Origin of the sequence: Methanolobus mangrovi, from assembly GCF_031312535.1 — an archaeon.
Taxonomy (GTDB): domain Archaea; phylum Halobacteriota; class Methanosarcinia; order Methanosarcinales; family Methanosarcinaceae; genus Methanolobus; species Methanolobus mangrovi.
The window spans coordinates 36,419-63,160 of sequence record NZ_CP133594.1 but is presented as its reverse complement, the minus strand read 5'-3'; the positions used below and the strand labels follow the sequence as shown (position 1 = coordinate 63,160).

Here is a 26,742-nt window from a genome sequence, read left to right as displayed (position 1 = left end):
CTTTTTTAGTAAAGTGTGCCTGCGGTAGAAGAGCATTTTCACTCGTGGGTTTTGGTTATTGGAAAAAAGAAATACAACCCCCTGTAATTGGGGGGTGTATAGAATTCATTTTTTGTAGTTAGAAGGTATTAACCGGTTGTTGCCGGTACAACAACTGACATCGTTGCCGTATCTTGGGTACCTGTTCCCTTATTGAGAGCAAACACTACATTTCCTGTTATTTCTGAAGCAGTGTAGGAGATCGTTCCGTCTGCTGCGACATTTGCATTACCGCTTGCATCACTTATAGTTACAGTCACACCTGATACTGCACCGTCAACAATGGTCTGTGCCATTACTGTAGCGTTTGTATCAGTACCCTCTACTGGATTGAGTGTTGCTGCAGTTTCCAGAGCTGCTTTAGCTGTTGCAATATCAGCATTTGCTGCTGCAGTTGGATTTGCCGGTACAACAACTGACATCGTTGCCGTATCTTGGGTACCTGTTCCCTTATTGAGAGCAAACACTACATTTCCTGTTATTTCTGAAGCAGTGTAGGAGATCGTTCCGTCTGCTGCGACATTTGCATTACCGCTTGCATCACTTATAGTTACAGTCACACCTGATACTGCACCGTCAACAATGGTCTGTGCCATTACTGTAGCGTTTGTATCAGTACCCTCTACTGGATTGAGTGTTGCTGCAGTTTCCAGAGCTGCTTTAGCTGTTGCAATATCAGCATTTGCTGCTGCAGTTGGATTTGCCGGTACAACAACTGACATCGTTGCCGTATCTTGGGTACCTGTTCCCTTATTGAGAGCAAACACTACATTTCCTGTTATTTCTGAAGCAGTGTAGGAGATCGTTCCGTCTGCTGCGACATTTGCATTACCGCTTGCATCACTTATAGTTACAGTCACACCTGATACTGCACCGTCAACAATGGTCTGTGCCATTACTGTAGCGTTTGTATCAGTACCTTCTACTGGATTGAGTGTTGCTGCAGTTTCCAGAGCTGCTTTAGCTGTTGCAATATCAGCATTTGCTGCTGCAGTTGGATTTGCCGGTACAACAACTGACATCGTTGCCGTATCTTGGGTACCTGTTCCCTTATTGAGAGCAAACACTACATTTCCTGTTATTTCTGAAGCAGTGTAGGAGATCGTTCCGTCTGCTGCGACATTTGCATTACCGCTTGCATCACTTATAGTTACAGTCACACCTGATACTGCACCGTCAACAATGGTCTGTGCCATTACTGTAGCGTTTGTATCAGTACCCTCTACTGGATTGAGTGTTGCTGCAGTTTCCAGAGCTGCTTTAGCTGTTGCAATATCAGCATTTGCTGCTGCAGTTGGATTTGCCGGTACAACAACTGACATCGTTGCCGTATCTTGGGTACCTGTTCCCTTATTGAGAGCAAACACTACATTTCCTGTTATTTCTGAAGCAGTGTAGGAGATCGTTCCGTCTGCTGCGACATTTGCATTACCGTTTGCATCACTTATAGTTACAGTCACACCTGATACTGCACCGTCAACAATGGTCTGTGCCATTACTGTAGCGTTTGTATCAGTACCCTCTACTGGATTGAGTGTTGCTGCAGTTTCCAGAGCTGCTTTAGCTGTTGCAATATCAGCATTTGCTGCTGCAGTTGGATTTGCCGGTACAACAACTGACATCGTTGCCGTATCTTGGGTACCTGTTCCCTTATTGAGAGCAAACACTACATTTCCTGTTATTTCTGAAGCAGTGTAGGAGATCGTTCCGTCTGCTGCGACATTTGCATTACCGCTTGCATCACTTATAGTTACAGTCACACCTGATACTGCACCGTCAACAATGGTCTGTGCCATTACTGTAGCGTTTGTATCAGTACCCTCTACTGGATTGAGTGTTGCTGCAGTTTCCAGAGCTGCTTTAGCTGTTGCAATATCAGCATTTGCTGCTGCAGTTGGATTTGCCGGTACAACAACTGACATCGTTGCCGTATCTTGGGTACCTGTTCCCTTATTGAGAGCAAACACTACATTTCCTGTTATTTCTGAAGCAGTGTAGGAGATCGTTCCGTCTGCTGCGACATTTGCATTACCGCTTGCATCACTTATAGTTACAGTCACACCTGATACTGCACCGTCAACAATGGTCTGTGCCATTACTGTAGCGTTTGTATCAGTACCTTCTACTGGATTGAGTGTTGCTGCAGTTTCCAGAGCTGCTTTAGCTGTTGCAATATCAGCATTTGCTGCTGCAGTTGGATTTGCCGGTACAACAACTGACATCGTTGCCGTATCTTGGGTACCTGTTCCCTTATTGAGAGCAAACACTACATTTCCTGTTATTTCTGAAGCAGTGTAGGAGATCGTTCCGTCTGCTGCGACATTTGCATTACCGCTTGCATCACTTATAGTTACAGTCACACCTGATACTGCACCGTCAACAATGGTCTGTGCCATTACTGTAGCGTTTGTATCAGTACCCTCTACTGGATTGAGTGTTGCTGCAGTTTCCAGAGCTGCTTTAGCTGTTGCAATATCAGCATTTGCTGCTGCAGTTGGATTTGCCGGTACAACAACTGACATCGTTGCCGTATCTTGGGTACCTGTTCCCTTATTGAGAGCAAACACTACATTTCCTGTTATTTCTGAAGCAGTGTAGGAGATCGTTCCGTCTGCTGCGACATTTGCATTACCGTTTGCATCACTTATAGTTACAGTCACACCTGATACTGCACCGTCAACAATGGTCTGTGCCATTACTGTAGCGTTTGTATCAGTACCCTCTACTGGATTGAGTGTTGCTGCAGTTTCCAGAGCTGCTTTAGCTGTTGCAATATCAGCATTTGCTGCTGCAGTTGGATTTGCCGGTACAACAACTGACATCGTTGCCGTATCTTGGGTACCTGTTCCCTTATTGAGAGCAAACACTACATTTCCTGTTATTTCTGAAGCAGTGTAGGAGATCGTTCCGTCTGCTGCGACATTTGCATTACCGCTTGCATCACTTATAGTTACAGTCACACCTGATACTGCACCGTCAACAATGGTCTGTGCCATTACTGTAGCGTTTGTATCAGTACCCTCTACTGGATTGAGTGTTGCTGCAGTTTCCAGAGCTGCTTTAGCTGTTGCAATATCAGCATTTGCTGCTGCAGTTGGATTTGCCGGTACAACAACTGACATCGTTGCCGTATCTTGGGTACCTGTTCCCTTATTGAGAGCAAACACTACATTTCCTGTTATTTCTGAAGCAGTGTAGGAGATCGTTCCGTCTGCTGCGACATTTGCATTACCGCTTGCATCACTTATAGTTACAGTCACACCTGATACTGCACCGTCAACAATGGTCTGTGCCATTACTGTAGCGTTTGTATCAGTACCTTCTACTGGATTGAGTGTTGCTGCAGTTTCCAGAGCTGCTTTAGCTGTTGCAATATCAGCATTTGCTGCTGCAGTTGGATTTGCCGGTACAACAACTGACATCGTTGCCGTATCTTGGGTACCTGTTCCCTTATTGAGAGCAAACACTACATTTCCTGTTATTTCTGAAGCAGTGTAGGAGATCGTTCCGTCTGCTGCGACATTTGCATTACCGCTTGCATCACTTATAGTTACAGTCACACCTGATACTGCACCGTCAACAATGGTCTGTGCCATTACTGTAGCGTTTGTATCAGTACCCTCTACTGGATTGAGTGTTGCTGCAGTTTCCAGAGCTGCTTTAGCTGTTGCAATATCAGCATTTGCTGCTGCAGTTGGATTTGCCGGTACAACAACTGACATCGTTGCCGTATCTTGGGTACCTGTTCCCTTATTGAGAGCAAACACTACATTTCCTGTTATTTCTGAAGCAGTGTAGGAGATCGTTCCGTCTGCTGCGACATTTGCATTACCGTTTGCATCACTTATAGTTACAGTCACACCTGATACTGCACCGTCAACAATGGTCTGTGCCATTACTGTAGCGTTTGTATCAGTACCTTCTACTGGATTGAGTGTTGCTGCAGTTTCCAGAGTGGATTTAGCTGTTGCAATATCAGCATTTGCTGCTGCAGTTGGATTTGCCGGTACAACAACTGACATCGTTGCCGTATCTTGGGTACCTGTTCCCTTATTGAGAGCAAACACTACATTTCCTGTTATTTCTGAAGCAGTGTAGGAGATCGTTCCGTCTGCTGCGACATTTGCATTACCGTTTGCATCACTTATAGTTACAGTCACACCTGATACTGCACCGTCAACAATGGTCTGTGCCATTACTGTAGCGTTTGTATCAGTACCTTCTACTGGATTGAGTGTTGCTGCAGTTTCCAGAGTGGATTTAGCTGTTGCGATATCGGCATTGTCTACGACTGTTGTGTCAACAGCCCTGTCAACTGTCACAGTATAGGTCTTTGTAGTTGTTCCATCTTCAGCTGTAACAGCAACCGTGATTGAAGTTGTTTCTCCAGCAGCCTGAAGTGTAACGGATTTTGCACTACCAGTGATTGTTGTATCACCATTAACCAACATTGAAGCATTTGTATCGGATAATGTAGCAGTTACATCAATTGAACTTACATCATAGGTTACGTTAACTGTGTAATTAGTTGTACTTACATCGAACCCAGGGACCAATGTACCTGTACTTACAACCAAATCACTAAGATCTGCATCATTGTTTAGTAATGAAGTGAACCTTGCAGTTGCTGCATTACTTGTAAGTTTAGAGGTATTCTTTGCAGTGGCAGAGAAATCATAATTTCCTGCTGAACTTACTGATTGTGTTGTAAGGGTAAGTGCAATTATTTCGTCTTTGTTTATAGTGACATTTTCAACAGTCAGTATGTTAACATTATAAGAAGCATTATCATTATCTGCAACTGTTGTACCTGCACCTGCAATAGTAAGACCATTTGTATCAGCTACGGCAAATCCTACTGGTACAGTAATATTAACTACACCATTACTAAGATCTTCACCAGCCGTGTAATTAATAATCATGTTGACATTGGTGTTGTAAATTGCAGATGTGTCTGATAGTGACAGACTGCCGCGGGCTGTTCTCTCAGTAGGAATTACGCCTGTGACATTCACAGTTCCGGCTACGGTTACATTGGCTTCTGCAATCAGTTCTAATTCTTCATTACCAAGGTTATCGATGTCTGAACCTTCAGCGCCTTCTTCTACTGTAATTTCTGGAAGGTCTGTAGCAGTTGCATTTATTATCACTGTGGATGGTTGGGTGAGATTTACACCACCTGTGATATTTCCTGCAATAAACTCGAATGTAGCATTCTCTGCAGATATGTCAACCTCTCCACTTACGTTTCCGGAGAAGAAATTGAAGGTGGCATTCGTTGCAGACATTATAATGCTGCCTGCATCACCATACTGGTTCCATGTATGGACACTGACTGCTTGGATGTCGACAGTACCTCCGACGGTTGCATAGTTGTAAACTGTAGCACTTGGAGTATTCACAATAAGGTCACCATTAATGATCAGCCCTGAAGGTAGTGTTATTGTACCGGTTGTTGCTCCGGTAATTGTAAGGTCACCGGTAATTGTTGATACAGGTTCTGTGTAATCTCCGGAAGTAACGGTCCTGCTTACGTCAGAACTGGTAGAAGAAGATGAGCTAGAACTGCTCCCACCACTTGAGTAATATGATGTTACCGTCTGCACCGAAGACTCTTCGGTCGAGGTACTATCAGTTGTGCCATCAGCAGTTGGATTGACACTTGTGTCATCATCAACTGTTGGATCTAATAAGTTCGAAGAACTATCATCCGGATTATCTGATAAGCTATCGTTATTTGCTTGATCACTCGTATCTGTGTCCAGACATCCACTGGGCACAATAAGGAGTGCAGACATTAGAAGTACTAAAAATAAGAAGAATATATGTGTTTTTTCTTTTGACTCAAAGTAATATTTCTTATTCATTTAGAATCACCATAAAATTCACCAACAAAAATATATTTAAATATATATAGCTATTACACTAATATAATTAGATATAAAGTTGCTCATGTGAATAAAAATAGAATAATAACGGCTTTGTAGAAATCCCCGGAATTCAGATGATATGAAAATCATGAATTTGTATTAATGTTCAGCCACGTATTAAGCGAATACATTAAAATAGCCCAGATGATTCCGATTTATGACAGCAGACCTACAAAGCCGAATACACATAAAATGACATATCCAGTACCAGGACTAGACTAAATAATAATGACAAAATAAAACAAAACAAAAAACATGTATGCTGCAAATGTTCAAATTCTACACATACCTGAGAGAACAAACACGGAGTAGCATAAGCATACAAAAAATAGAGGTTATAAGTTAAGATATTCAGATATCGTACTAAATATTATAATATACCCCAGCGCTAACATCAAAAGTGAGATGATCCACGCCCACCTCAAAATCCTGCCAAGATTTTCAGGTAAAAGAAGTTTAAGAAAAAATCGATCGACCAGATTCGGTCGATCTTCCGGATTATCATTCATAAAAAAAGAATATCAAAGGATTATCCCTTGATCCTCTTTAGTCTGAAGGTGTTTTCCCTTTCCATCTCTTCGAGACGGAGCCTAATGAAACTCATTGCTTCCTGATATTCCGGTATTACCTTAAATTCGAGAGCATTGACACGCCTTTTGGTCTTCTCGATATCATCAAGAAGCTTTTTCATGGTTGTCTCGATCTCTGCAGCAAGGATAATCTTTTCGACAAGGTGCTCATAAGAATCTGCTGCCTCATCGGTGTATGAACTGGTACCAAGAATACCATAACCACGCTCGTTAATGGATTTCTTTACACTGGATGACTCGATCTTTGGAACGACTACACCCATAATGTTACGGCTTTCCAGCTCAATCTCCGGCTTGCTCTTAAGTGCAAAAGCTGTTGATTTAACGGTGATAGTACCGTCAACAGCATTTGCAAGACCTATCTTTCGGGAAGCATCTTCATAGGCGGCATCCAGCTCTGTTCTGACATCCTTTGCTTTGCTGAGGATCTCAAAGAACTCAAGGATAAGACCGTCCCTTTTCATTTTGAGCAGCTTGTGACCACTTTGAGAGAGCTTGATCTTTCTCTTGAATTCAATAAGTTCTGAACGAGTTGGTTTTACATCTTTCACGCCCATGTTGAATCACCTTTCAGTTAGTTGCTCTTGTGAGCAGGGTGGTACTTGTCGATATACTTGTTATCGATCCTGGTAAGCAGGGCTTCAGGAAGTTCGGAAAGAATGTCCCAGCCAACTGTGAGAGTGTCTTCAATTGACCTGTCTTCATCTCTTCCCTGACGAACGAACCTGTCTTCGAACAAGTCAGCGAACTCAAGAATCTTCTGGTCCCTCTCAGACAATGCCTCTTTACCTACAATGGCTACAAGACCTCTGAGGTCACGACCTTCTGCATAACCAGCATACATCTGGTCAGATACTGCCTTGTGGTCTTCTCTGGTCTTTCCTGCACCGATACCTGAGTTCATCAGACGTGACAGGGATGGAAGCACATTAATTGGTGGGTAAACACCCTTCATGTGAAGTTCCCTGGAAACTACGATCTGACCTTCTGTAATATATCCTGACAGGTCAGGGATCGGGTGGGTAATATCGTCACCAGGCATTGTAAGGATTGAGAACTGAGTAACTGATCCTTTCCTTCCCTTGATAACACCTGCACGCTCGTAGAGTGATGCAAGGTCAGTGTACATGTAACCTGGGTAACCACGTCTTCCTGGTACCTCTTCACGAGCTGCACCCATCTGACGGAGTGCTTCACAATAGTTTGTGATGTCAGTGAGGATAACAAGTACGTGCATATCGTGTTCGTATGCAAGGTACTCTGCAGCTGTCAGTGCCATCCTTGGTGTGATGATACGTTCTACAGCAGGGTCATCTGCAAGGTTAAGGAAAACCACAGCTCTTTCAAGAGCACCGGTCTTCTCAAAGTCCTGCATGAAATACTGGGCTTCTTCGTTTGTGATACCCATTGCAGCGAATACTACTGCGAATGGTTCCTCGGAACCTGGTACTTTTGCCTGACGTGCGATCTGAAGTGCAATCTCGTTGTGTGGAAGACCTGATCCAGAGAAGATAGGAAGCTTCTGTCCACGAACGAGAGTGTTTGTTCCATCAATTGTAGAGATACCGGTCTGGATGAAATCCTCTGGTGGCATCCTTGAATATGGGTTCATTGATGAACCGTTAACATCAAGCCTGTCTTCAGGAACAATACGTGGTCCACCGTCCAGTGGTTCACCGGAACCGGAAAGGATACGACCGAGCATGTCTTTTGATACAGGGAGCTTGATTGTCTCACCGGAGAAAACTACACCGGATTCCTCATTCAGTCCACCTGTTCCTTCGAATACCTGAACTGCTACAACGTCAGCAGAGGTATCAAGGACCTGACCTCTCTTTGTTGTACCATCTGGAAGATTGATGTGAACAAGTTCACCATAGCCTACCGGCTCTGTCTTCTCGATGAACATCAATGGGCCGGAGATTTCTGTAATCGTCTTATATTCCTTGGTCATTTTAGTTGCCTCCAAGTGCTGCAAATTCCTTGTCCATCTTATCCAGAACAGCATTTAATGCATCATCGAAGTTCTCCTCGAATTTGACCTTGGCAAGTTCGTCCTTTGACTCAACTGAAAGGATATCCTTCATTGGTATACCTGCTTCCAATGATGCCTGTGCCATGTCACTGTACTTGGAGATTGCTTTTAGCAACTTGTACTGCTTATCGAATGGGCAGTATGTGTCAACAGGGTGGAACGCGTTCTGCTGAAGGAAGTATTCCCTGAGCATACGGCAGATTTCAAGAACCAGTTGCTGGTCTTCTGGAAGTGCATCGGAACCGACGAGCTGTACGATCTCCTGAAGTTCTGATTCCTGCTGGAGAAGTTCCATTGCATGGTCCCTGAGTGGTACCCAGTCAGGTGCAACGTTCTCTGCGAACCAGTCGGAAAGACCCTGAGTGTACAGACTGTAACTTGTAAGCCAGTCTATGGATGGGAAGTGCCTTCTCTGTGCAAGTTTTGCATCCAGTGCCCAGAACACTTTTACAATACGGAGTGTGTTCTGTGTAACAGGCTCTGAGAAGTCACCACCTGGTGGTGATACTGCACCAATAACTGTAATAGAACCCTCTTCTGCTGCAAGTGATTTTACTGCACCTGCACGCTCATAGAACTCAGAGAGCCTTGCAGAAAGGTATGCTGGATAACCTTCTTCACCAGGCATTTCTTCAAGCCTTGAGGAAATTTCCCTCATTGCTTCTGCCCATCTGGATGAGGAGTCAGCCATGAGTGATACATCGTATCCCATGTCACGGTAGTATTCTGCAATTGTGATACCTGTGTAAACAGATGCTTCACGAGCAGCTACAGGCATGTTAGATGTGTTTGCGATAAGAACTGTACGTTCCATGAGTGGACGACCGGTCTGCGGGTCCTGGAGTTCAGGGAACTCGTTCAGTACATCAGCCATCTCGTTTCCACGTTCTCCACATCCAATATAAACTACAATGTCAGTGTCACTCCACTTTGCAAGCTGCTGCTGAGTAACTGTCTTTCCTGAACCGAATGGACCAGGGATAGCTGCAGTACCGCCCTTTGCAACAGGGAAGAGACCGTCAAGAATCCTCTGACCTGTAATGAGAGGTCTTGTTGGAATGAACTTTTTCTCGACTGGACGTGGCATTCTTACAGGCCACTTCTGCATCATGGAAATTTCAGTGCCATCTGTAAGGACACATACGGTTTCGTCTACCTTGAACTTTCCTGACTTTATTTCTTCAACTGTACCGGAAACTGTTGGTGGCATCATGATCTTGTGCTCAATGTTCTCTGTTTCCTGTACAGTACCAATTACGGAGCCGCCCTTTACGGAGTCGCCACTTGATACAACTGGCTTGAACTCCCATACTTTTTCACGGTCAAGACCGTTAGCAGTAACTCCTCTGTCAATGAAGTCTCCCATCTTTTCCTGAAGTACTTTCAGAGGCCTCTGAATACCATCATAAATACTTTCTAATAATCCCGGACCGAGTTCAACAGAAAGAGACATTCCAGTGTTCACTACAGGCTCACCTGGTTTGATACCAGATGTATCCTCGTATACCTGAACAGTAGCTTTGTCACGTTCAATTCTGATAACTTCGCCCATTAGACCTTCATGACCAACATGTACCACATCGTACATCTTTGGCTTGATACCCATAATCGTAACCACAGGTCCGGCCACACGATAAATTTCACCTTTCATTTCCACAGATCTACACCTACCGATTGCTTTATTTTTTCCCTTAAATTCGAACTTTGACCACTACCCCCGAGAGTCACAATAGTTGGCTCAACAGAGTCATTAATAGTGTTTCTCAACATCTCCGGTAGTTTAATCAGATCATCACCGTGCATTACCAGAATGCCGACTTCTCGATCCCCAAGTATTTTCTCTACAGTCAGTTCAAGTTCGCCATTATTAACTTCAAATATTTTTTTAACACCAGCAAGTCTGAAACCTGTTACAAACTCGCCGCTTCCGACCACTGCTAATTCCATCAGATCACCAACTGTTCCTTGATAATATCATCATCGAGGTTGGCGGCTTTGCCACGTATTACTATCCGCAAGTTGTTTATCTCATTCTTTTTGCTTAGCATGTAGTCCATAATTGGTACAATTGAGATCGGATAAACATGTGAAAAGCTTGCTGCAGATTTAAGCCTGTGTTTTTTCAGTCGGTTCTCGACATCGATCAACGAAACCATATCCGGACTTACAACATCTGAGATTACACCCCAATAAGGAGACTTCTCAAGTTCTGAGATAAAATCTGCAAATGAAAGAGGTAACAATTTCTGGATATCCTTAAGGCTCAATTTGAGTCCACCATCAATCATCAGGTCCATCATTTCAGGATCTGTGATACCGGATTTCTTCAAACGGAAAAGTGTCATAAGGTTTTTCAGATCAATGCCCATCCGGGTAAATTCTGCAAATAGCTTGCGATCCTTGGATTTGGATTCACCGATTGCACCAAATAACCCGACATAGTATATTTTATCAAGCTGATTCTCAATATCCGAAAGATTTGTACCATCATAGTTCTTCAGTATGGAGTAATATTCTGTGTTTGCAAGCTCAGATATGACTTCCTCGTATGTACCTTTTGCAGCCAGTTCTGAAAGGAAAGTATAACCTAACCTTCCTGCTGCAACAATAGCATCAAGGATCTCATCTGTAGAAGCATTACAGTATTTACCACGAAGAATGGTCTTTATATTCCAGATATCATACTTTTGGAGTTGCTCACCAATAAGGAAATTCACGTCACCTTCAGATATACTAAGTAATTTTGTGAAGGTTACAGCAAGATTCCTGTTAAGAGCATGCTCAATAAGATCTACGCCTTCGTACTGCCTGGCTAATTCATCGACATCCTCTTTATACTCGGATTCTTCAATGAACCTTGTAATTTCATCAATGCTCATATTCATGAGCCGAGGATAGGTCTCCCTTGGCAGAATCTTACTTTTCATTGCACGTACACGTGCTGTAGTGTATGCGTAGTTTGCATGCCCCATTGAAGAGGATTTTTTGGAATTACCACGCTTAAATTTCTGCAACAGCTGCATTTAGAAATCACCCGAATAAGATATCAGATGTCTGTTTCAACAAACGCTCATTCACGCTTTTAAGGATAACATCGTAGGTATAATCCAATCTGATAGTACCATCTTCATTCTCGATGATAACGCCACCAAGACAATTGATATTACCGGCGTATTCGAGGGAAGATAACTTCCTAACGAGCTCCTCAGATTCAGCATTGGAATAAATTCTGGCACCATTTGCTTCATTTGTGGTTATGAGTTCTTTGAGAAGTTCTTCGTTTTTCTCAGGAGAAAACGCTGATATGGTTTCTACAGCCTGGACATATACTTTTTCGAGTACTTCCTTGCGTGCATTGAGCAATGTGCGCTTCACTTCAAGATTTGCACTGGATATTTCTTGCTGTCTTACCTTTTTAATATCATCTTCTGCTTTCGCAAGACGTTCACCCATAATCCTTTTAGCATTCTGTTTAGCCTCGTCCAGAATCAGGGAGACCTCTGCATCTGCATCAGAATCCAATTTGGAAACATCTGCCTTTGCAGCATCCATGATATCTTTTACAACAATTTCAAGTCCCATGCTCAACACCTCTGGAAATTTAAGAGCGAAAATGCGCTCTTAAATTATTTAATCAACAGTGCAACTACCAGACCAAAGATGACAATTGTTTCTGGAATTACGGTCAGGATCAAACCCTTACCGAAAAGACTCTCATTCTCTGCCATTGCGCCGATAGCTGCACTACCGATATCTCTTTCTGCAAGAGCTGATGCGAGTCCTGTAAGACCTACTGCGATTCCTGCTCCAATTGCTTTTAAACCTGATGGGTCCATTGCGGTTATTGTTTCTGTTACCATTTTCTTATTCCTCCGTGTATTTTCTAATATATCCAAATGGATCGTATTTACGTCCCCCACCTTCGTAGAACTTTCCGAAGAACTCTACATACTGCAACCTGAGTGAGTGTAAACCGGGGGCAATTATACTCAGTGCAGTATTTAATCCGTGTCCAAGTAAGAACACGATAATTGCGAATATTGTTGTTCCACCTATTGGCGTTCCTGGCTCCCAGATCATCTCGAAAGCGATAAGGTTGACAGTTGAAGCGATATAGATGGATGATAATCCTACAGCTATGATACGAGTGTAAGACAGTGAGTTACTGAGAAGTGAAGGCAACTCGATAGGTCCTTTAATACCCTCTCCTTTGAGAAGCATTACGAGTCCTATTAAGAATACAACAACACCCAGAATCGTTGTGACTGATGGAAGCACTGCTGCATATCCAAGTATTGCCAAAATCAATCCAATTTCAATAACAAACCAGCTACCTTTCTCGAAGATCGCTGCTGAGATTCCGTGTTTCCTGTTCTCATTAATGAAACCAAGAAGATAACCAATGTTGATATGAATAAAACCAACCAGAGCGGTTGCAATAATCATGGTCATCACAAGGTGAGTCCTGTGAACAGGGAAAGTGATCATTTCATCTCCAACCGGGGATGCTAAAAGATTTACAGTTTCGAATCCTTTAATCAACCCTTCAGTTACACCATGTTCCGTATGCAGACTTGCAAGCGGGAATCCCAGGAACTCACCATACAGCACACCAAATATCAAAGTGGATATCTGACAGTATATGAGAATGTTCATGAGTGGTTTGATAGCATCTGAAGATATTGCCTTTTTGATACCAATAGCCATTGCAAGAAGAATCAATGCATAGCCTATGTCACCAAGGATCATTCCGTAAAAGAGCGGGAAAGAAATGAATAATAATGCGGTAGGATCAAGTTCCTTATAGGTTGGTCGTGCATAGAGGTCCATGATCTCCTGGAAAGGAGCGGTCATTTTAGAGTTATTGTACTCTATTGGAACGATCTTTTGATCTTTCTTTGTCATTTCCTGTTTGGAAACGAATGCACGTCCGTTTGTAGCTGCTTTCACTATACGCTCCAGTTCAGCATAATCCTCTTCAGGAACCCATCCATCTATGATGAATGTACTGTCTGAAGTGGCTACTTTAAGAGGAGTTTCAGACTTTTGAGCCTCTATTGAAAGGACTTCATTGCTAGCCAGAATGAATTCAGCATACTTATCTTTGAGAGATTCGATCTCTGCATCAATTGCTTCAACCTGTTTCAACAATCCAGATTCTTTAGAAGTGATGCGGGAAAGAGACTCAGATGGCATTCCACTTATGTTTGGAATCCTGAGTTCCCTGAAAGCAAATCCTGCAAGCAGATCAGCGACCTCTGCAGCTTTGTCTTTCGTAACAAAAAGTACCATAGTACTTTCTTTAGCATCATAGAATATCTCGTATGAAGAGGTTATCCTGGAAACTGCAGCCCCAACATCTTCCTTTACGTATCCGGAGAATACAGAAAGGTGTTCATAGCCATGATAAAGGTCAAAATCAAGAGAAATGTTAGCAAAAGGAATTAGTTCTTTTTTAAGAGAATCAATCTCTTTAAGTTCTGCTTCAAGCTTACTTTTCTGCTCAGCCTTTACGTCAAGCTCAGCATCCAGTTTGTTAAGTGTATCATCGAGTGCTGAAAGAACAGATTTTTTATCCTGTTTTTTTGACACTACGTCTTTTACACCCAGTAAACTGGCAATCGATCTGATCTTGATCAGTTTTTTGGAAACTTCATCTACATTTTCGAATGGTCTGCCAATACGGAGACCAGATTCATCTTCATTGAAATCTTCGATCTGGAACAGATTTGCTTTGTGCAGAGCATCGACCGTTTCCTCAAAAATACTTTTATGGCCAACAATTACGGCACGACTCATCTGCTTTGGTTCAAGCATGTATTGCCCTCTCGAACTCGTTTATAATTACTTTAACAGCTTCATCGACATTTGATGAAGCGGAACTGGCGATAAATTTAGCCTCATTCTCACCATTCTCGATGATTTTTGCTTTATCTGAAGCGATAGACTCTTCTGCAGATTTCATTGCACTTTGTGCAGATTTCTGTGCATCTACCTCGGCCTGTTTTATGATCTCTCTGGCCTCGGCACGTGCACTGGCGATACGGTCATTTTTTCTTTTGTTACCGTCGTCAACCATTTTTCGTGCATTGTCTTCTGCCTCTTTGATTTCCGACAAGATTTTTTCTTTGGCCATGCTAATCCTCATGTGATGAATTGCTTATTATCCCGAATAAATCATCATCTCCTATTGCTAACTCACATATAAAGTATTCGGTTTTCCAGATACTAGCGAGCCATAAATCGTAATGATTTATCATTAAGATGGCAGAAATTACCCACCATTAAATATTCCCAATGTCATCTTTGGATAGTGATTCTCCAATAATTATAACTAATAACAATTAAGATAGATTAATGCATAGATTTATCAAGCCTTAGCGGAAGTTGGATTCCTTCTGGAATAGTGTGAATGTAATTATTCCTGAATTCAGGGTTGCGCATCATACAGTACTCAGCGGAACACTTGTATGCTTCATGCTGACCCATCCGGGCCCATATTGCAGCAAGCTTTTCCTCACGTATATTTCCAAATGAGAGAGGAGTGTATGCACATGGAAGAATATCCCCGCCGGCTGTTGCATGCATCCATCTCCTGCCTGCAAAGCATCCGAACTCATCAGGACCCATGAAGTTAGGGAAGGAAGTTACCCTTGGACCATCCTCTTTTTTATTCATCGAAACCTGGAACTTGCCAAGACGATCAACGTCTTTAGAGGTCATGACCTCATCCTCATGGTCCATCCAGCGTCCAACAGCTATGATCTCATATATGGACATCTCCTGCATACCCATGTCTGCTGCAAAGTTGTAGAAACCATCGAGGTCATCGATATTATGAGGAGATACCACCACAAAGAGATCTGCAAGGACACCTGCATTCACCATGTGCTTTATACCATCCACAGTATTTTTGAAAGCGCCTTCCCTTCCCCTGACACGGTCATGCTCGGCCTCATTGGGACTGTCAAGACTCATGTGTGCAGCAAAAAGACCTGCCGATTTCAGATCCTTAGCCCTTTGTTCAGTCAAACTGAAACCTGATGTGAAACACGTAGCGATTGCACGAGTCTTGTCAACTTGTGCCACCATTTGCTCAAGATCTTTCCTGAGAAGGGTCTCTCCACCATCAAAAGCTATGTAATAAGAACCAAGATCGATCGCCTGCTGTATAGAGCTATTGATCTCATCAGCCGTCAGGATGGGATCAGCCACAGTGCCAGCCGCACCACAGTGAATACAATCATAAGGGCAGTGAGTCGTAATACCTATAGAGAACTGGTCAGGCACTCTCTTCTTTAGAATAGAAGCTACCTGTGCACTGATCATCCTGTTGAAAACCCCACCTGGCATCGGAGGAGCCCATGTTGAAAATATAATATTTTCATCATCCGCATATATCGGTTTTTCTTCCTGGAAAATCTTGTTGATACGTTTTAAGATTGGTCGTGCAACCGGAGCTAACGGACCTTCTGCATCAAGAACCACTTTTCCGCCCTCAGTGCTTGCATTTACTTTAACTACTGATTTATCATAAACCCTCATGAAGTCACCTGATAATTTAATAAAATTAAATAAGATCCCCCGGGAGCATGTCAACTGTAATAAGATCAGTTACAAGCTCCAGTTTATCCCGTGCTTCAGAAGAGGGGAAAGAAGCAAGGATTTCTTTTGCATTCTGCACACAATCACGTACTTGCTGCAGAGTCTTTTCCACAGCCGCATCATGATCCATTACTCTCATGTAAATAAGAGGTAATGTTACAGACTCATAAGTGGAACTTTTATCTTCTAGTTCGTCAAGGTACTCAAGCAGATCATCAACGATCTGGTACGCATTGCCCACATTCTCACCAAATGACCTGAGCTTCAGGGCAGTTTCTTCATCTGCACCTGCAACATACGCACCTATTGCAGCACTCGCAGCAAAAAGAGAACCCGTTTTTTTACTGATGCACTCAAAATAATTCTTTTCCCTGAATTCCTCACATACACTGGAAATGTCAATGGTTTCGCCTTCGGCCATGTACATACCAGCCCTGCCGAATTCATTAACAGCATTATTGCCATATCCGGAAATCAGTGATATAGCCTTTGATATCAAAAAATCCCCGCAAAGTATCGCTGCAGGTATACCATATTTTTTGTGTGCTGACTCCACACCCCTGCGCACAAGTCCTCCGTCAAGCACATCATCATGAATAAGAGAAGCAGAATGGATGAACTCAATGGCAAGTGCAGCATTGATACTATTTTCAGGATTTCCACCACACATCTCCGTACATAATACCAGCATCACAGGGCGGATATTCTTGCCACCGGAACTACATATATGCAGAAGCATCTTCTTCATCAGAGAATGATCATCCATGGAATGGATTATCTCATCCTTGGTGGTTCTGATAAGTTGGTATTCTTCCAGATCATCTATTTGAATCATATATCCCACCCAGTCATTCTGAATACTTTGAAGGACAGCTTACAACTAACTGGTTAGCCTCGACCATGTCCTTAGAGACCATTTTTCCACCTATGCTAATACTTTGCCCTTCTACGACATTAGCTGGAAGCGAACCCGTATATATGACATTCAATTCAAAAGAAGGATCCTCAAGATCCTGAAGCACAAAGGAAGTACCATTTGTAGATATATCAAGAGTTTCATTCTTGATCATACCCATAGTGCTAACGTCACGACCTACATAATCATCAGAATTGGATGAAAGTTCAGATATCATGAGATAACCCTGTGAAAGGTCCACATTCCACAGACCCACAAAACCAATAATGGCAATGAAAACAACTGCAAGAACAGTTTTTTGTTTTTTATCCATAAAAGCACCTCATTGTGACATTATTTTGCCATTAGGCGACACTTCCGCAGTAGTCCCTTGCGGGAACGTAATAAATATACGATATATGCCGACAATGTAACCCAAGTAATTACGAATGCAACTTCTAACGCGCCTATAAAGAATCACCTCTATATCAGGTTAACCTTTGGCTGGCATTTGAATTAAAACCAGCCCCCATATAAATAAACGAACACGGATGAACCAATGTATACATTGATAAGGTGTAACTGATAATCAAGTATTAATAAGGGTGTGCAGTAGTATAGGTCCATCCTATAAATAAGTAAACATACGAACAAAAATACCTCCTGATCAATTATGGCAAAACCTCCAAGACTCATAGCCTGGGAAACAACAGCTGGATGCAATCTTTCCTGCAAACATTGCAGAGGTTCATCAACTGAGAAAAAACCCGAAGGCGAACTTACAACAAGGGAAGCACTCCATTTCATAGATGAAATTAAGGAAATGGGAAACCCAATCCTTATACTAAGTGGTGGTGAACCGCTTGTAAGGGATGACATATTTGAGATTGCAAAATATGCTACGGAAAAAGGCCTCCGTGTGGCTATGGCCACCAACGGGACACTTGTGACAGACGAAATGGCTGAGAAGATCAAAAGTGTTGGCATACAGAGAGTCAGCATCAGTCTTGATGGTTCAAGCCCTGAGACTCACGATGATTTCCGTTGCATGCCCGGAGCATTCGAAGGGGCACTCTCAGGCATAGAAAACCTGAAAAAAGCAGGCATAGGCTTCCAGATAAATCCCACCATCACAAAACGCACTATCGGCGAAATACCTGCCATACTTGATATGGCAAAAGGTCTTGGTGCAGATGCCCTTCATATTTTCCTGCTTGTACCCACCGGAAGAGGAAAAGAGCTTGAAAACGATGAAATTCCGCCAGTCGAATATGAGAGAATACTCAATTGGTTCTATGACAGGCAGAAAGATGCAGGCATCCAGCTCAAAGCCACCTGTGCCCCGCATTATTTCAGGATAATGCGCCAGAGAGCAGAGAAAGAAGGTATTGAGATAAGCGTGAAGACACACGGTTACGAGGCAATGACAAAAGGATGTCTCGGAGGAACTGGATTTTGTTTTGTATCAAGCACGGGAGATGTATTCCCCTGCGGTTACCTCCCTGCACTGGCTGGAAACATAAAAGAGCAGAGTTTCAAGGATATCTGGGAGAACTCTAAGGTATTCAATGACCTGCGTGATGTTTCCAAACTAAAAGGAAAATGTGGAATATGCGAATATAATACAGTATGCGGAGGCTGCCGTGCACGTGCCTATGCTGCCACAGGAGACTATCTTGAGGAAGAGCCCTACTGTATATATGTACCTAAAAAACAGTGATTTGAATGATAGTTCTTGATGAAACTGATAAGAAGATACTCAATACCATACAACTCGATTTTCCCATGGAAACCGAACCTTTTCAGGCGTTGGGAAATGAACTGGGTATCAATGAAGACGAACTGATACAAAGGCTTGAGAGATTACACGATGAAGGGGCAGTAAGAAAAATAGGACCCATCATCAACCGCAAAGGAGTAGGCGGAACAAGCACCCTCATAGCAGTTAATGTTCCTGATGAGATGGTAGACGATGTTGCAGGTTATATCAATGCATATCATGAGGTTTCCCATAACTACCTTCGACCAGGTAAATACAATGTCTGGTTCACAGTAGCTGCACCCGAAAGGAAAAGAATAGACATTATACTGGACGAACTCCGTGAGAGAACCGGGCTTGAATTTATCGACCTCCCCACAAAGAGACTGTTCAAGATAGGAGTTAAGTTTGACATCAGGTGATAATATGGATGATATCGACGAGAAGATAATAAAAATGACACAGAACGGTATCCCATTGAAAAGGTCACCATTTGCAGACATTGCCGGGGAACTTGGAATAACTGAGCAGGAGATCATTGATCGCCTCAAAAAGATGAAGGAAGAAGAGGTTATCCGCAGGTTCGGTGCATCTATTGGTCACAGGGATATTGGAATAGTTGCAAACGCCATGTGCGTCTGGAACGTACCGGACGAGAGAACAGAAGAAGTAGGAACAATAATGGCAGGCTTCCCAGAGGTTACACACTGCTATGAAAGGCCAAGAGCTCCCGGATGGGACTATAATCTGTTCACGATGGTACACTCATACACAAGAGAAGATTGTGAAGAAGTTGCATCAAGGATATCCGAAGCTACAAGTATTAAAGATTATAAACTTCTTTTTAGTGACAGAGAATTCAAGAAAACTGGAGTTAGATTGTAATCGCAATCTTTAACTAACTTACAGAAAAAGCAGAAGGCAATCATTTCCGGAGATGGAGATATGAAAGACAAGAACCACTTCCTGCCACTGCTGATAGATATGAACGACAAGAAAATCGTCATCTTTGGAAGTGGATCAGTAGGAGAAAGGAAAGCTAACCTGTTCTCTGAATATGCAAAAGTTACGGTTGTAAGCCGCAGCTTTTCAGATATTTTTTATGAGATGGAACGGAAAAACGAGGTCATACTCTTCGAAGCTGATGCTGAAAAGCTCACGGATAAAGAGATCACGGACATCATTAACGAAGCTTTCCTTGTGATACCGGCCACCAATGACAGAAGTATAAATGAAAGGATAGTCAGGCTTTCTAAATCATTGGGAATTCTGACAAACCAGGTTGACGCAATTGGTGATGTCACAGTGCCTGCTGTAATAAAAAGAGGCGGACTCACCATAGGCATATCAACAACCGGATCCAGTCCGGCTTTTTCCAGGTTCACAAGGCAGCAGGTTGAGAAAATAATCACTCCCGAATTTTCAGATATGATCAAAATACAGGATGAGATGCGAACATACCTGAAAAATGAAGTCCCTGACCAGAGAGACAGGAAAGACATCTTGTGGGATATACTGGAAAGTAAAGATGTGTGGACTGCGCTTGAAGAGTCCTATGAAAAAGGGTTTAAAATAGCACAGGATATAGTAAGAGAGAAAATAAGCAGGAAAGTCAGATGAACATGTACCAGATCCACTGCCATCCAAATTATCATAGCTTGAACAAGAGGTGCCCATGACTGAGATAACCAGTATGGTGATCACCCATTCCAAAGCAACTGTAGAAGAGATCGAGGAAGCATGGGACGGGGACATCGAAAAGATGCTTATAGACCTGCATTCCAATGACCTGGTCTGTGAATGTGTTGTATTGAAGACCTGTAACCGTGTGGAAATATATATTGTTTCACCCAAAGGAAACAGTGTCCTGTTCCAGTTTGCGAAAAGAATGGGCCTTTCTTCGAACATTATTGACTTTTTCGACCATGAAGAATCCATTATGCACCTGCTAAGGCTGGCATGTGGCCTGGAATCAATGATAATTGGCGAAGACCAGATACTCGGACAGATCAAGGACCTATACCAGGTGGCAAAGAACCTTGGAACTAGCGGAAAAATGCTTGATACCACATTCAGTAAGGCCATCCAGGTTGGAAAACGTGTCCGTACAGAGACCGAGATCAACCGGGGAGCATTATCAATTGCATCAGCTTCTGTGGACCTTGCCGAGGAAACTGTCGGAGACCTCAAGGACAAGATGGTGCTTGTCATAGGTACCGGCGAGATGGGCACACTCGTCACACGTGCACTCTCCCATAGGGAAATTGAATTGATGTATATCGCAAACCGCACTTATGAGGCCGCAAAGGAGCTTGCGGACGAGATGGGAGGGCATGCAGTTCGCTTCGACCAGATCGATGCGAATCTAATGAAAGCAGACGTTGTGATCAGTGCGACAGGTGCACCACACTATGTCCTGAAATACGAACAGGTCAAAAAAGCAATGGACTTGAGGGAGAAAGAACTTCTGTTAATTGACATTGCAAATCCAAGAGATATAGACCCTTCAATATCAGACATACCCCACGTCACTCTATATAATATAGATAACCTGAGAGTCATAAATGAAAAGAACCTCGAAATGAGAATGGCTGAGGCTAAAAAAGTCCAGGCAATAATTGATGAGGAATTCGGACTCCTGATAAAACAGTACAAGAGACAAAAAGCAGACCATCTTGTATCTGAGCTGTACGCGCAGTCCTATAAACTTCGAGTACAGGAAAAAGATAAGGCGATAACTAAATTGAGTGCATACCATACTATCGGTGAAACTGAGAGTAAAATAATTGAAGACCTCACCCACTCAATAATCAATAAGATACTTGCAGAGCCAACAAAGGTCCTGAGATACGCAGCAGAGATCGGCGATGATGAATTGCTTGAATCGGTTGCAAAATTGTTTAGCATTAGTAGATCCAGCTTAAATACAAAAGTAAAGGATGAGATGGTAAAATGTTCCCCGAGCGCAGAATGAGAAGGCTGAGAAGTGGCAAGATCAGAGACCTGGTACGCGAAACGTCGTTGTCGGTCAATGACCTGATATATCCAGTGTTTGTCAATGAGACAATAGATTCGCCTCAGGAAGTATCATCCATGCCTGGCGTCTTCAACGTTCCTGTTGAGATGATCGCCGACGATGCAAAGGAAGCAGCAGACCTTGGAATACCAGCCATGATGCTTTTTGGAATACCAGCCACAAAAGATGAGCAGGGAAGTACTGCATGGGGAGACGATGATGTTGTTCAGCGTGCTGTCCGTGAGATCAAGAATGAACTTGGCAAGGATATGCTTGTGATAACCGATGTCTGCCTCTGCGAGTACACCAGCCACGGACACTGCGGAATGGTGGACTATGATACAGAAGAGATCATGAACGATCCAACATTACCTTTGTTGGGAAAGACCGCTGTAAGCCATGCAAAAGCCGGTGCTGACATGGTGGCACCATCAGGAATGATGGATGGCATGATAACCGCAATTCGCAGTGCACTTGATGATAATAATTTCCACAATATACCTATTATGTCCTATGCTGCAAAGTATTCGTCATCATTCTACGGACCTTTCAGGGATGCAGCAGGCTCAGGATGTTGCTTCGGGGACAGGTCATCCCACCAGATGGATCCTGCCAACTCTGATGAGGCACTTATGGAAGCAGCCCTGGATATTGAAGAGGGAGCCGACATAATTATGGTTAAACCGGCACTTCCTTATTTAGATATAATATATCGCCTCAAGACCGAATTTGAAATGCCAACCGCAGCCTACAATGTGAGCGGAGAATATGCAATGCTCAAGGCGGCAGCCCAGAACGGATGGCTTGACGAGAAACAGGCCATGTACGAATCCCTCCTGTCAATCAAACGTGCAGGCGCAGATATGATAATTACCTATTTTGCCAAAGATATGGCTCAGATGTTAAAATGATTCCAAGGTGTTTTTTATGTCTTTAGATAAGTCCAGAGAGTTATACAATAAAGCAAGGACCCTCCTCCCAGGAGGAGTAAGCAGTCCTGTGCGAGCTATCAAACCATACCCATTCTATACAGAATCAGCAAGTGGTTCAAAGATAACTGATATCGATGGGAATGAGTACATCGATTACTGTCTCGCATACGGTCCGAACATACTCGGACACTCCCACCCACAGATCAAGCAGGCAATAGTTTCCCAGCTTGACAAAGGATGGTTATACGGAACACCAACCGAACTTGAGGTAAATCTTGCAGAGAAAATAGCAGGATTGTACCCAAGTATTGACATGCTCAGGTTCGTATCCACAGGAACCGAAGCCACCATGAGCGCACTACGTGCAGCAAGGGGATTCACCGGCAAGAACAAATTCATTAAGATAGAAGGCGGGTTCCACGGAGCACACGATGCAGTACTTGTTAAAGCAGGCTCTGGAGCAACAACACTCGGAAAACCTGATTCACTTGGAATACCAGAGGACTTTACAAAGAATACACTTCAGATACCATTCAACGATATCGAAGCACTTACAGCGGTAATTGAAAAGAACCAGGATGAAGTTGCTGCACTCATAATGGAACCGGTTATGGGTAATATCGGACCTGTGCTTCCTGAAGGAGATTACCTGAAGGATGTACGCAAGGTCACCGAAGAGAACGATGTAGTCCTTATTTTCGATGAAGTCATCACCGGATTCAGGCTCGCAATGGGCGGAGCACAGGAATACTTCGGCGTAACCCCCGATATGACAACCCTTGGAAAGATCATAGGCGGCGGACTTCCAATAGGTGTTTTCGGAGGAAAGAAAGAGATCATTGAGATGATAGCACCTTCCGGAAGTGTGTACCAGGCAGGAACCTTCAGCGGAAGTCCGGCATCAGTTGCAGCAGGACTTACAGTTCTTGATGTACTTGAGAAGGAAGAAGTTCATAAAAATCTCAACGCAACCGGTGACATGATGAGAAGCAGGTTGTCTGAGCTCGTTGCAGACATGGGACTTGATTATAATGTCGTTGGTATTGCATCCATGTTCAAGATATTCTTTGGTGATAAACCACTGAACTACCAGGATGTCCTCAAATGCGATAAAGAAGGATACCTGAAATTCTTCTTCAAGATGCTTGAAAGCGGTGTTTTCCTACCACCATCACAGTTTGAAACTAATTTCATTTCAACTGCCCACACTGAAGACGACATTGAGAAAACACTACTTGCTTACGAAGCAAATCTCAGATGAGTGGTGAACCAACATGATAATAGGAACCCGCGGGAGTGCCTTGGCCCTTGCACAGACAGTGACCATTGAAGGTCTCCTGTCAGAACTCGGAGTCAGCACTACCAGAAAAATTATCACAACATCAGGCGACACCTTCACAGACAGACCATTGCATGAGGTTGCCGGTGTCGGTGCATTTGTCAGGGAACTGGACGACAGGATGCTTGAAGGTGAGATCGATATTTCAGTCCACTCCATGAAAGACCTGCCAACTGTTCGCCCGGAAGAACTGTCCATCTCTGCAGTGTTAAAGCGTGACTCACCGTATGATGTCCTGCTCACCACAGACGGAACCAGAATGGACGACTTACCAGAAGGAGCCGTACTTGGTACCACATCCATGCGCCGAAGAGCGCAGATACTCAGATATCGCCCGGACCTGCATGTTCATGACCTGAGAGGTAATATCAACACCAGAATAAGGAAACTCGAAGAAGGTCTTTATGACGGTATCCTGCTTGCAGAAGCAGGTCTTCAGAGAATGGGATGGGAAATGGACGTTGAACGCCTTGACCCTCAATTCTTCTGCCCTTCCGCAAACCAGGGAACCATTGCCGTGGTCACTCCTGCCGGAACCGAGGCTGAAGAAGTAACATCTAACCTCGACCACCAGAGAACCAGGATCGAGACCGAGATCGAGCGAATAGTGATCACCGATGTGGAAGGAGGATGTACAGCACCCATAGGCTCCTTTGCACAATTTATCAATGATGATGAGATCAGCGTATGTTGCGAAGTACTGGCACTTGATGGCTCTGAGCATGTGCGTATTGATGAAGTGATCCCGGCTGATCGGTACCAGGACTATGCCAGGATACTCGGAAGAGAACTGGTACAGATGGGCGGAAAGGAACTCGTAGAGAGAGCCGTGTGTCAGCTAGCATCATCACTGTCTGATGAGGTGTAAGGACAAAATGATCAACATCACAGGAATTGAACTCAAGAATCCCACGATACTGGCTGCAGGCATAATGGGCACAACCGGTGCATCGCTTGTCCGTGTTGCAAAAGAGGGAGCCGGTGCAGTTGTCACAAAATCGATCGGACCCGAGCCTAAAGAAGGACATAAGAACCCGAGTATGATCGACCTGGGATATGGATTTTTGAATGCAATGGGACTCCCAAATCCTTCCTATCCAGACTTTAAGGCTGAACTTGCAATTGCAAAGAAAGATGCTGGTATCCCCGTTATTGCAAGCATATTCGGAGGCACTGAGGAAGAGTTTGTAAATGTGGCCCGGGGCCTCATTGATTCCAAGCCTGATGCTTTTGAATTGAATGTGAGTTGTCCGCATGCTTTAGGTTATGGAGCTTCAGTTGGAAGCAATCCGGATGCTGTGGAAAGTATCACAAAGGCCGTTTGTGATGCTGTGGATGTGCCCGTATGGGTTAAACTCACACCCAATGTTACAGACATAGTAACAATCGGAGAAGCTGCACAACGAGGAGGAGCAGATGCCGTTGTGGCCATCAATACAGTAAAGGGAATGGCAATAGACATAAACAGTGGCTATCCCGTACTTGGTAACAGATTTGGAGGACTATCCGGACGTGCCGTGAAGCCGGTTGCATTGAAATGCGTCTATGACCTTTACACTGCTCTTGATATACCCATTATTGGCGTTGGAGGAATCTATACATGGGAAGATGCCATCGAAATGATGATGGCTGGCGCCAGTGCAGTACAAATAGGATCTGCAGTTCACGAAGGATTGAACGTTTTCAGTTCAGTTGCCAGTGGAATAGAAGAGTTCGTTTCTAAAAGAGAATACAGTGATATAACCGATATTATCGGAATCGCACATGAGAGATTATAATGTACCCCATCAATGTCAAAATAACTAAGATCATCAGGGAAACACCATCAACCAGAACTTTTGTCTTTGACAGGTCATTTGATGAGGCAATTGCAGGTCAGTTTGTAATGGTCTGGATACGAGGCGTGGATGAGATTCCTATGACATTGTCAAGCAAGAATTCCATCACCGTGCAAAAAGTAGGAGATGCCACTGAAAAACTGTTCTGTCTTGAAGAAGGAGCCGAACTTGGCATAAGGGGACCTTTCGGAAAAGGTTTTACATTACCAGGCAAGGATGAGAAAATACTGCTGATAGCAGGAGGAGTCGGTGCAGCACCACTTGCACCGCTTGCAGAATATGCAGCATCTACAGGTGTTTGCATGAGCACAATTCTTGGAGCCAGAAATGCTGACGAGTTACTCTTTGTGGACCGATTTGTATCCTGCGGGGAAATGCACCTGACAACAGATGACGGTTCTGCGCATAGGTGCGGATTTGTTACCGATATTCTTGCAGAAACAGATGTAGCAGCTTATGACAGAATTTATACATGCGGACCGGAAATGATGATGAAAGCCATTTTCGGAATGCTTGAAAAAGAGAATGCACTTGAAAAGACGGAATTCAGTCTTCACAGGTATTTCAAATGCGGAATTGGAGTTTGTGGTGCCTGCTGCATGGATAAGAAAGGACTGCGCGTCTGCAAGGACGGACCTGTCTTTAATGGCATGGAACTTATAGATTCAGAATTCGGCAGTTACATGAGAGGACCAAGCGGGAACAAAAAACAGTTTTGAGTTTCTGGTTCTTTTCACTTATGACATAAAAAGAATAAGTGAATC

General features: G+C 43.5%; 24 protein-coding genes. 10 read left to right on the top strand and 14 right to left on the bottom strand.

Annotation, left to right across the window (positions count from 1 at the left end; genetic code table 11):
• Positions 1-128 precede the first annotated feature (128 nt).
• The 14 genes from RE476_RS00310 to RE476_RS12875 form a co-directional block, all read right to left on the bottom strand.
• Positions 129-5,837 (bottom strand): beta strand repeat-containing protein, encoded by a 5,709-nt coding sequence (locus RE476_RS00310; protein ID WP_309308093.1) that lies wholly within the window; start codon positions 5,835-5,837, stop codon positions 129-131.
• Between the two features lie 661 nt (positions 5,838-6,498).
• The gene (locus RE476_RS00305) at positions 6,499-7,116 is read right to left on the bottom strand and encodes a V-type ATP synthase subunit D (protein WP_309308091.1); all 618 of its coding nucleotides are present in this window, start codon (positions 7,114-7,116) and stop codon (positions 6,499-6,501) included.
• A 17-nt stretch (positions 7,117-7,133) separates the two neighbouring features.
• Positions 7,134-8,513, bottom strand: coding sequence for an ATP synthase subunit B (locus tag RE476_RS00300; RefSeq protein WP_309308090.1), 1,380 nt, complete (start codon positions 8,511-8,513; stop codon positions 7,134-7,136).
• 1 nt (position 8,514) lies between these two features.
• Entirely contained in the window at positions 8,515-10,251 is a 1,737-nt protein-coding gene (locus RE476_RS00295; RefSeq protein WP_309308089.1) for an ATP synthase subunit A, read from the bottom strand.
• A complete protein-coding gene (locus RE476_RS00290; protein WP_309308088.1) occupies positions 10,242-10,541 on the bottom strand; it encodes a V-type ATP synthase subunit F in 300 nt (99 codons plus the stop codon). Before RE476_RS00290 ends, RE476_RS00295 begins: the two co-directional genes overlap by 10 nt.
• Positions 10,541-11,617 (bottom strand): V-type ATP synthase subunit C, encoded by a 1,077-nt coding sequence (locus tag RE476_RS00285; protein ID WP_309308087.1) that lies wholly within the window; start codon positions 11,615-11,617, stop codon positions 10,541-10,543. The genes RE476_RS00290 and RE476_RS00285 overlap by 1 nt, the downstream gene beginning before the upstream one ends.
• 7 nt (positions 11,618-11,624) lie before the next feature.
• A complete protein-coding gene (locus tag RE476_RS00280) occupies positions 11,625-12,176 on the bottom strand; it encodes a V-type ATP synthase subunit E (RefSeq protein ID WP_309308086.1) in 552 nt (183 codons plus the stop codon).
• 44 nt (positions 12,177-12,220) lie between these two features.
• Positions 12,221-12,454, bottom strand: coding sequence for a V-type ATP synthase subunit K (locus tag RE476_RS00275; RefSeq protein WP_309308085.1), 234 nt, complete (start codon positions 12,452-12,454; stop codon positions 12,221-12,223).
• A 4-nt stretch (positions 12,455-12,458) separates the two neighbouring features.
• Positions 12,459-14,411: a V-type ATP synthase subunit I gene (locus tag RE476_RS00270; protein WP_309308084.1), complete on the bottom strand. Its 1,953-nt coding sequence runs from the start codon at positions 14,409-14,411 to the stop codon at positions 12,459-12,461.
• On the bottom strand, positions 14,404-14,730 hold the full coding sequence (ahaH, locus tag RE476_RS00265) for an ATP synthase archaeal subunit H (RefSeq protein ID WP_309308083.1): 327 nt from the start codon (positions 14,728-14,730) through the stop codon (positions 14,404-14,406). Before ahaH ends, RE476_RS00270 begins: the two co-directional genes overlap by 8 nt.
• 218 nt (positions 14,731-14,948) lie before the next feature.
• On the bottom strand, positions 14,949-16,139 hold the full coding sequence (locus tag RE476_RS00260; protein ID WP_309308082.1) for a radical SAM protein: 1,191 nt from the start codon (positions 16,137-16,139) through the stop codon (positions 14,949-14,951).
• Positions 16,140-16,164: 25 nt separating this feature from the next.
• Positions 16,165-17,034 (bottom strand): polyprenyl synthetase family protein, encoded by an 870-nt coding sequence (locus RE476_RS00255; RefSeq protein WP_309308081.1) that lies wholly within the window; start codon positions 17,032-17,034, stop codon positions 16,165-16,167.
• Positions 17,035-17,047: 13 nt separating this feature from the next.
• The gene (locus RE476_RS00250; RefSeq protein ID WP_309308080.1) at positions 17,048-17,428 is read right to left on the bottom strand and encodes a cytochrome c maturation protein CcmE domain-containing protein; all 381 of its coding nucleotides are present in this window, start codon (positions 17,426-17,428) and stop codon (positions 17,048-17,050) included.
• Between the two features lie 20 nt (positions 17,429-17,448).
• Entirely contained in the window at positions 17,449-17,538 is a 90-nt protein-coding gene (locus tag RE476_RS12875; protein WP_406600982.1) for a hypothetical protein, read from the bottom strand.
• Between the two features lie 229 nt (positions 17,539-17,767).
• Between RE476_RS12875 and ahbD the strand changes: the two genes are divergently transcribed.
• The 10 genes from ahbD to RE476_RS00200 are packed head-to-tail and all read left to right on the top strand — an operon-like array spanning position 17,768 to position 26,697.
• Positions 17,768-18,814, top strand: a complete 1,047-nt coding sequence (gene ahbD / locus RE476_RS00245; RefSeq protein ID WP_309308079.1) for a heme b synthase — start codon at positions 17,768-17,770, stop codon at positions 18,812-18,814.
• 5 nt (positions 18,815-18,819) lie between these two features.
• The gene (ahbA, locus tag RE476_RS00240) at positions 18,820-19,275 is read left to right on the top strand and encodes a siroheme decarboxylase subunit alpha (RefSeq protein WP_309308078.1); all 456 of its coding nucleotides are present in this window, start codon (positions 18,820-18,822) and stop codon (positions 19,273-19,275) included.
• A gap of 4 nt (positions 19,276-19,279) precedes the next feature.
• Positions 19,280-19,738, top strand: a complete 459-nt coding sequence (ahbB, locus tag RE476_RS00235; RefSeq protein WP_309308077.1) for a siroheme decarboxylase subunit beta — start codon at positions 19,280-19,282, stop codon at positions 19,736-19,738.
• A 60-nt stretch (positions 19,739-19,798) separates the two neighbouring features.
• Entirely contained in the window at positions 19,799-20,473 is a 675-nt protein-coding gene (locus RE476_RS00230; RefSeq protein ID WP_309308076.1) for a precorrin-2 dehydrogenase/sirohydrochlorin ferrochelatase family protein, read from the top strand.
• 55 nt (positions 20,474-20,528) lie between these two features.
• Positions 20,529-21,827 (top strand): glutamyl-tRNA reductase, encoded by a 1,299-nt coding sequence (hemA, locus tag RE476_RS00225; RefSeq protein ID WP_309308075.1) that lies wholly within the window; start codon positions 20,529-20,531, stop codon positions 21,825-21,827.
• Complete coding sequence (gene hemB, locus RE476_RS00220; RefSeq protein ID WP_309308074.1) at positions 21,806-22,780, top strand: porphobilinogen synthase; 975 nt, start codon at positions 21,806-21,808, stop codon at positions 22,778-22,780. The genes hemA and hemB overlap by 22 nt, the downstream gene beginning before the upstream one ends.
• Positions 22,781-22,796: 16 nt before the next feature.
• Positions 22,797-24,062 carry a glutamate-1-semialdehyde 2,1-aminomutase gene (gene hemL / locus RE476_RS00215; protein ID WP_309308073.1) on the top strand — a complete coding sequence of 422 codons (1,266 nt, stop codon included), beginning with the start codon at positions 22,797-22,799 and terminating at the stop codon, positions 24,060-24,062.
• Between the two features lie 13 nt (positions 24,063-24,075).
• A complete protein-coding gene (gene hemC / locus RE476_RS00210; protein ID WP_309308072.1) occupies positions 24,076-25,008 on the top strand; it encodes a hydroxymethylbilane synthase in 933 nt (310 codons plus the stop codon).
• 7 nt (positions 25,009-25,015) lie between these two features.
• The gene (locus RE476_RS00205; RefSeq protein ID WP_309308071.1) at positions 25,016-25,918 is read left to right on the top strand and encodes a dihydroorotate dehydrogenase; all 903 of its coding nucleotides are present in this window, start codon (positions 25,016-25,018) and stop codon (positions 25,916-25,918) included.
• Entirely contained in the window at positions 25,918-26,697 is a 780-nt protein-coding gene (locus tag RE476_RS00200; RefSeq protein WP_309308070.1) for a dihydroorotate dehydrogenase electron transfer subunit, read from the top strand. The genes RE476_RS00205 and RE476_RS00200 overlap by 1 nt, the downstream gene beginning before the upstream one ends.
• The last annotated feature ends 45 nt before the right edge of the window (positions 26,698-26,742 follow it).

Excerpts from the sequence above, each read along its gene's own strand:
- RE476_RS00270 (WP_309308084.1), bottom strand. The coding sequence starts at position 14,411 with ATGCTTGAACCAAAGCAGATGAGTCGTGCCGTAATTGTTGGCCATAAA.
- RE476_RS00280 (WP_309308086.1), bottom strand. The coding sequence starts at position 12,176 with ATGGGACTTGAAATTGTTGTAAAAGATATCATGGATGCTGCAAAGGCA.
- ahbD (WP_309308079.1), top strand. The coding sequence starts at position 17,768 with ATGGCAAAACCTCCAAGACTCATAGCCTGGGAAACAACAGCTGGATGC.
- RE476_RS00200 (WP_309308070.1), top strand. The coding sequence starts at position 25,918 with ATGTACCCCATCAATGTCAAAATAACTAAGATCATCAGGGAAACACCA.
- hemC (WP_309308072.1), top strand. The coding sequence starts at position 24,076 with ATGATAATAGGAACCCGCGGGAGTGCCTTGGCCCTTGCACAGACAGTG.
- ahbB (WP_309308077.1), top strand. The coding sequence starts at position 19,280 with ATGGATGATATCGACGAGAAGATAATAAAAATGACACAGAACGGTATC.
- RE476_RS00255 (WP_309308081.1), bottom strand. The coding sequence starts at position 17,034 with ATGATTCAAATAGATGATCTGGAAGAATACCAACTTATCAGAACCACC.
- hemA (WP_309308075.1), top strand. The coding sequence starts at position 20,529 with ATGACTGAGATAACCAGTATGGTGATCACCCATTCCAAAGCAACTGTA.
- RE476_RS00305 (WP_309308091.1), bottom strand. The coding sequence starts at position 7,116 with ATGGGCGTGAAAGATGTAAAACCAACTCGTTCAGAACTTATTGAATTC.
- ahaH (WP_309308083.1), bottom strand. The coding sequence starts at position 14,730 with ATGGCCAAAGAAAAAATCTTGTCGGAAATCAAAGAGGCAGAAGACAAT.
- RE476_RS00285 (WP_309308087.1), bottom strand. The coding sequence starts at position 11,617 with ATGCAGCTGTTGCAGAAATTTAAGCGTGGTAATTCCAAAAAATCCTCT.
- RE476_RS00300 (WP_309308090.1), bottom strand. The coding sequence starts at position 8,513 with ATGACCAAGGAATATAAGACGATTACAGAAATCTCCGGCCCATTGATG.
- RE476_RS00230 (WP_309308076.1), top strand. The coding sequence starts at position 19,799 with ATGAAAGACAAGAACCACTTCCTGCCACTGCTGATAGATATGAACGAC.
- RE476_RS00275 (WP_309308085.1), bottom strand. The coding sequence starts at position 12,454 with ATGGTAACAGAAACAATAACCGCAATGGACCCATCAGGTTTAAAAGCA.
- ahbA (WP_309308078.1), top strand. The coding sequence starts at position 18,820 with ATGATAGTTCTTGATGAAACTGATAAGAAGATACTCAATACCATACAA.
- RE476_RS00290 (WP_309308088.1), bottom strand. The coding sequence starts at position 10,541 with ATGGAATTAGCAGTGGTCGGAAGCGGCGAGTTTGTAACAGGTTTCAGA.
- RE476_RS00250 (WP_309308080.1), bottom strand. The coding sequence starts at position 17,428 with ATGGATAAAAAACAAAAAACTGTTCTTGCAGTTGTTTTCATTGCCATT.
- RE476_RS00260 (WP_309308082.1), bottom strand. The coding sequence starts at position 16,139 with ATGAGGGTTTATGATAAATCAGTAGTTAAAGTAAATGCAAGCACTGAG.
- RE476_RS00205 (WP_309308071.1), top strand. The coding sequence starts at position 25,016 with ATGATCAACATCACAGGAATTGAACTCAAGAATCCCACGATACTGGCT.
- hemL (WP_309308073.1), top strand. The coding sequence starts at position 22,797 with ATGTCTTTAGATAAGTCCAGAGAGTTATACAATAAAGCAAGGACCCTC.
- hemB (WP_309308074.1), top strand. The coding sequence starts at position 21,806 with ATGTTCCCCGAGCGCAGAATGAGAAGGCTGAGAAGTGGCAAGATCAGA.
- RE476_RS00310 (WP_309308093.1), bottom strand. The coding sequence starts at position 5,837 with ATGTCTGCACTCCTTATTGTGCCCAGTGGATGTCTGGACACAGATACG.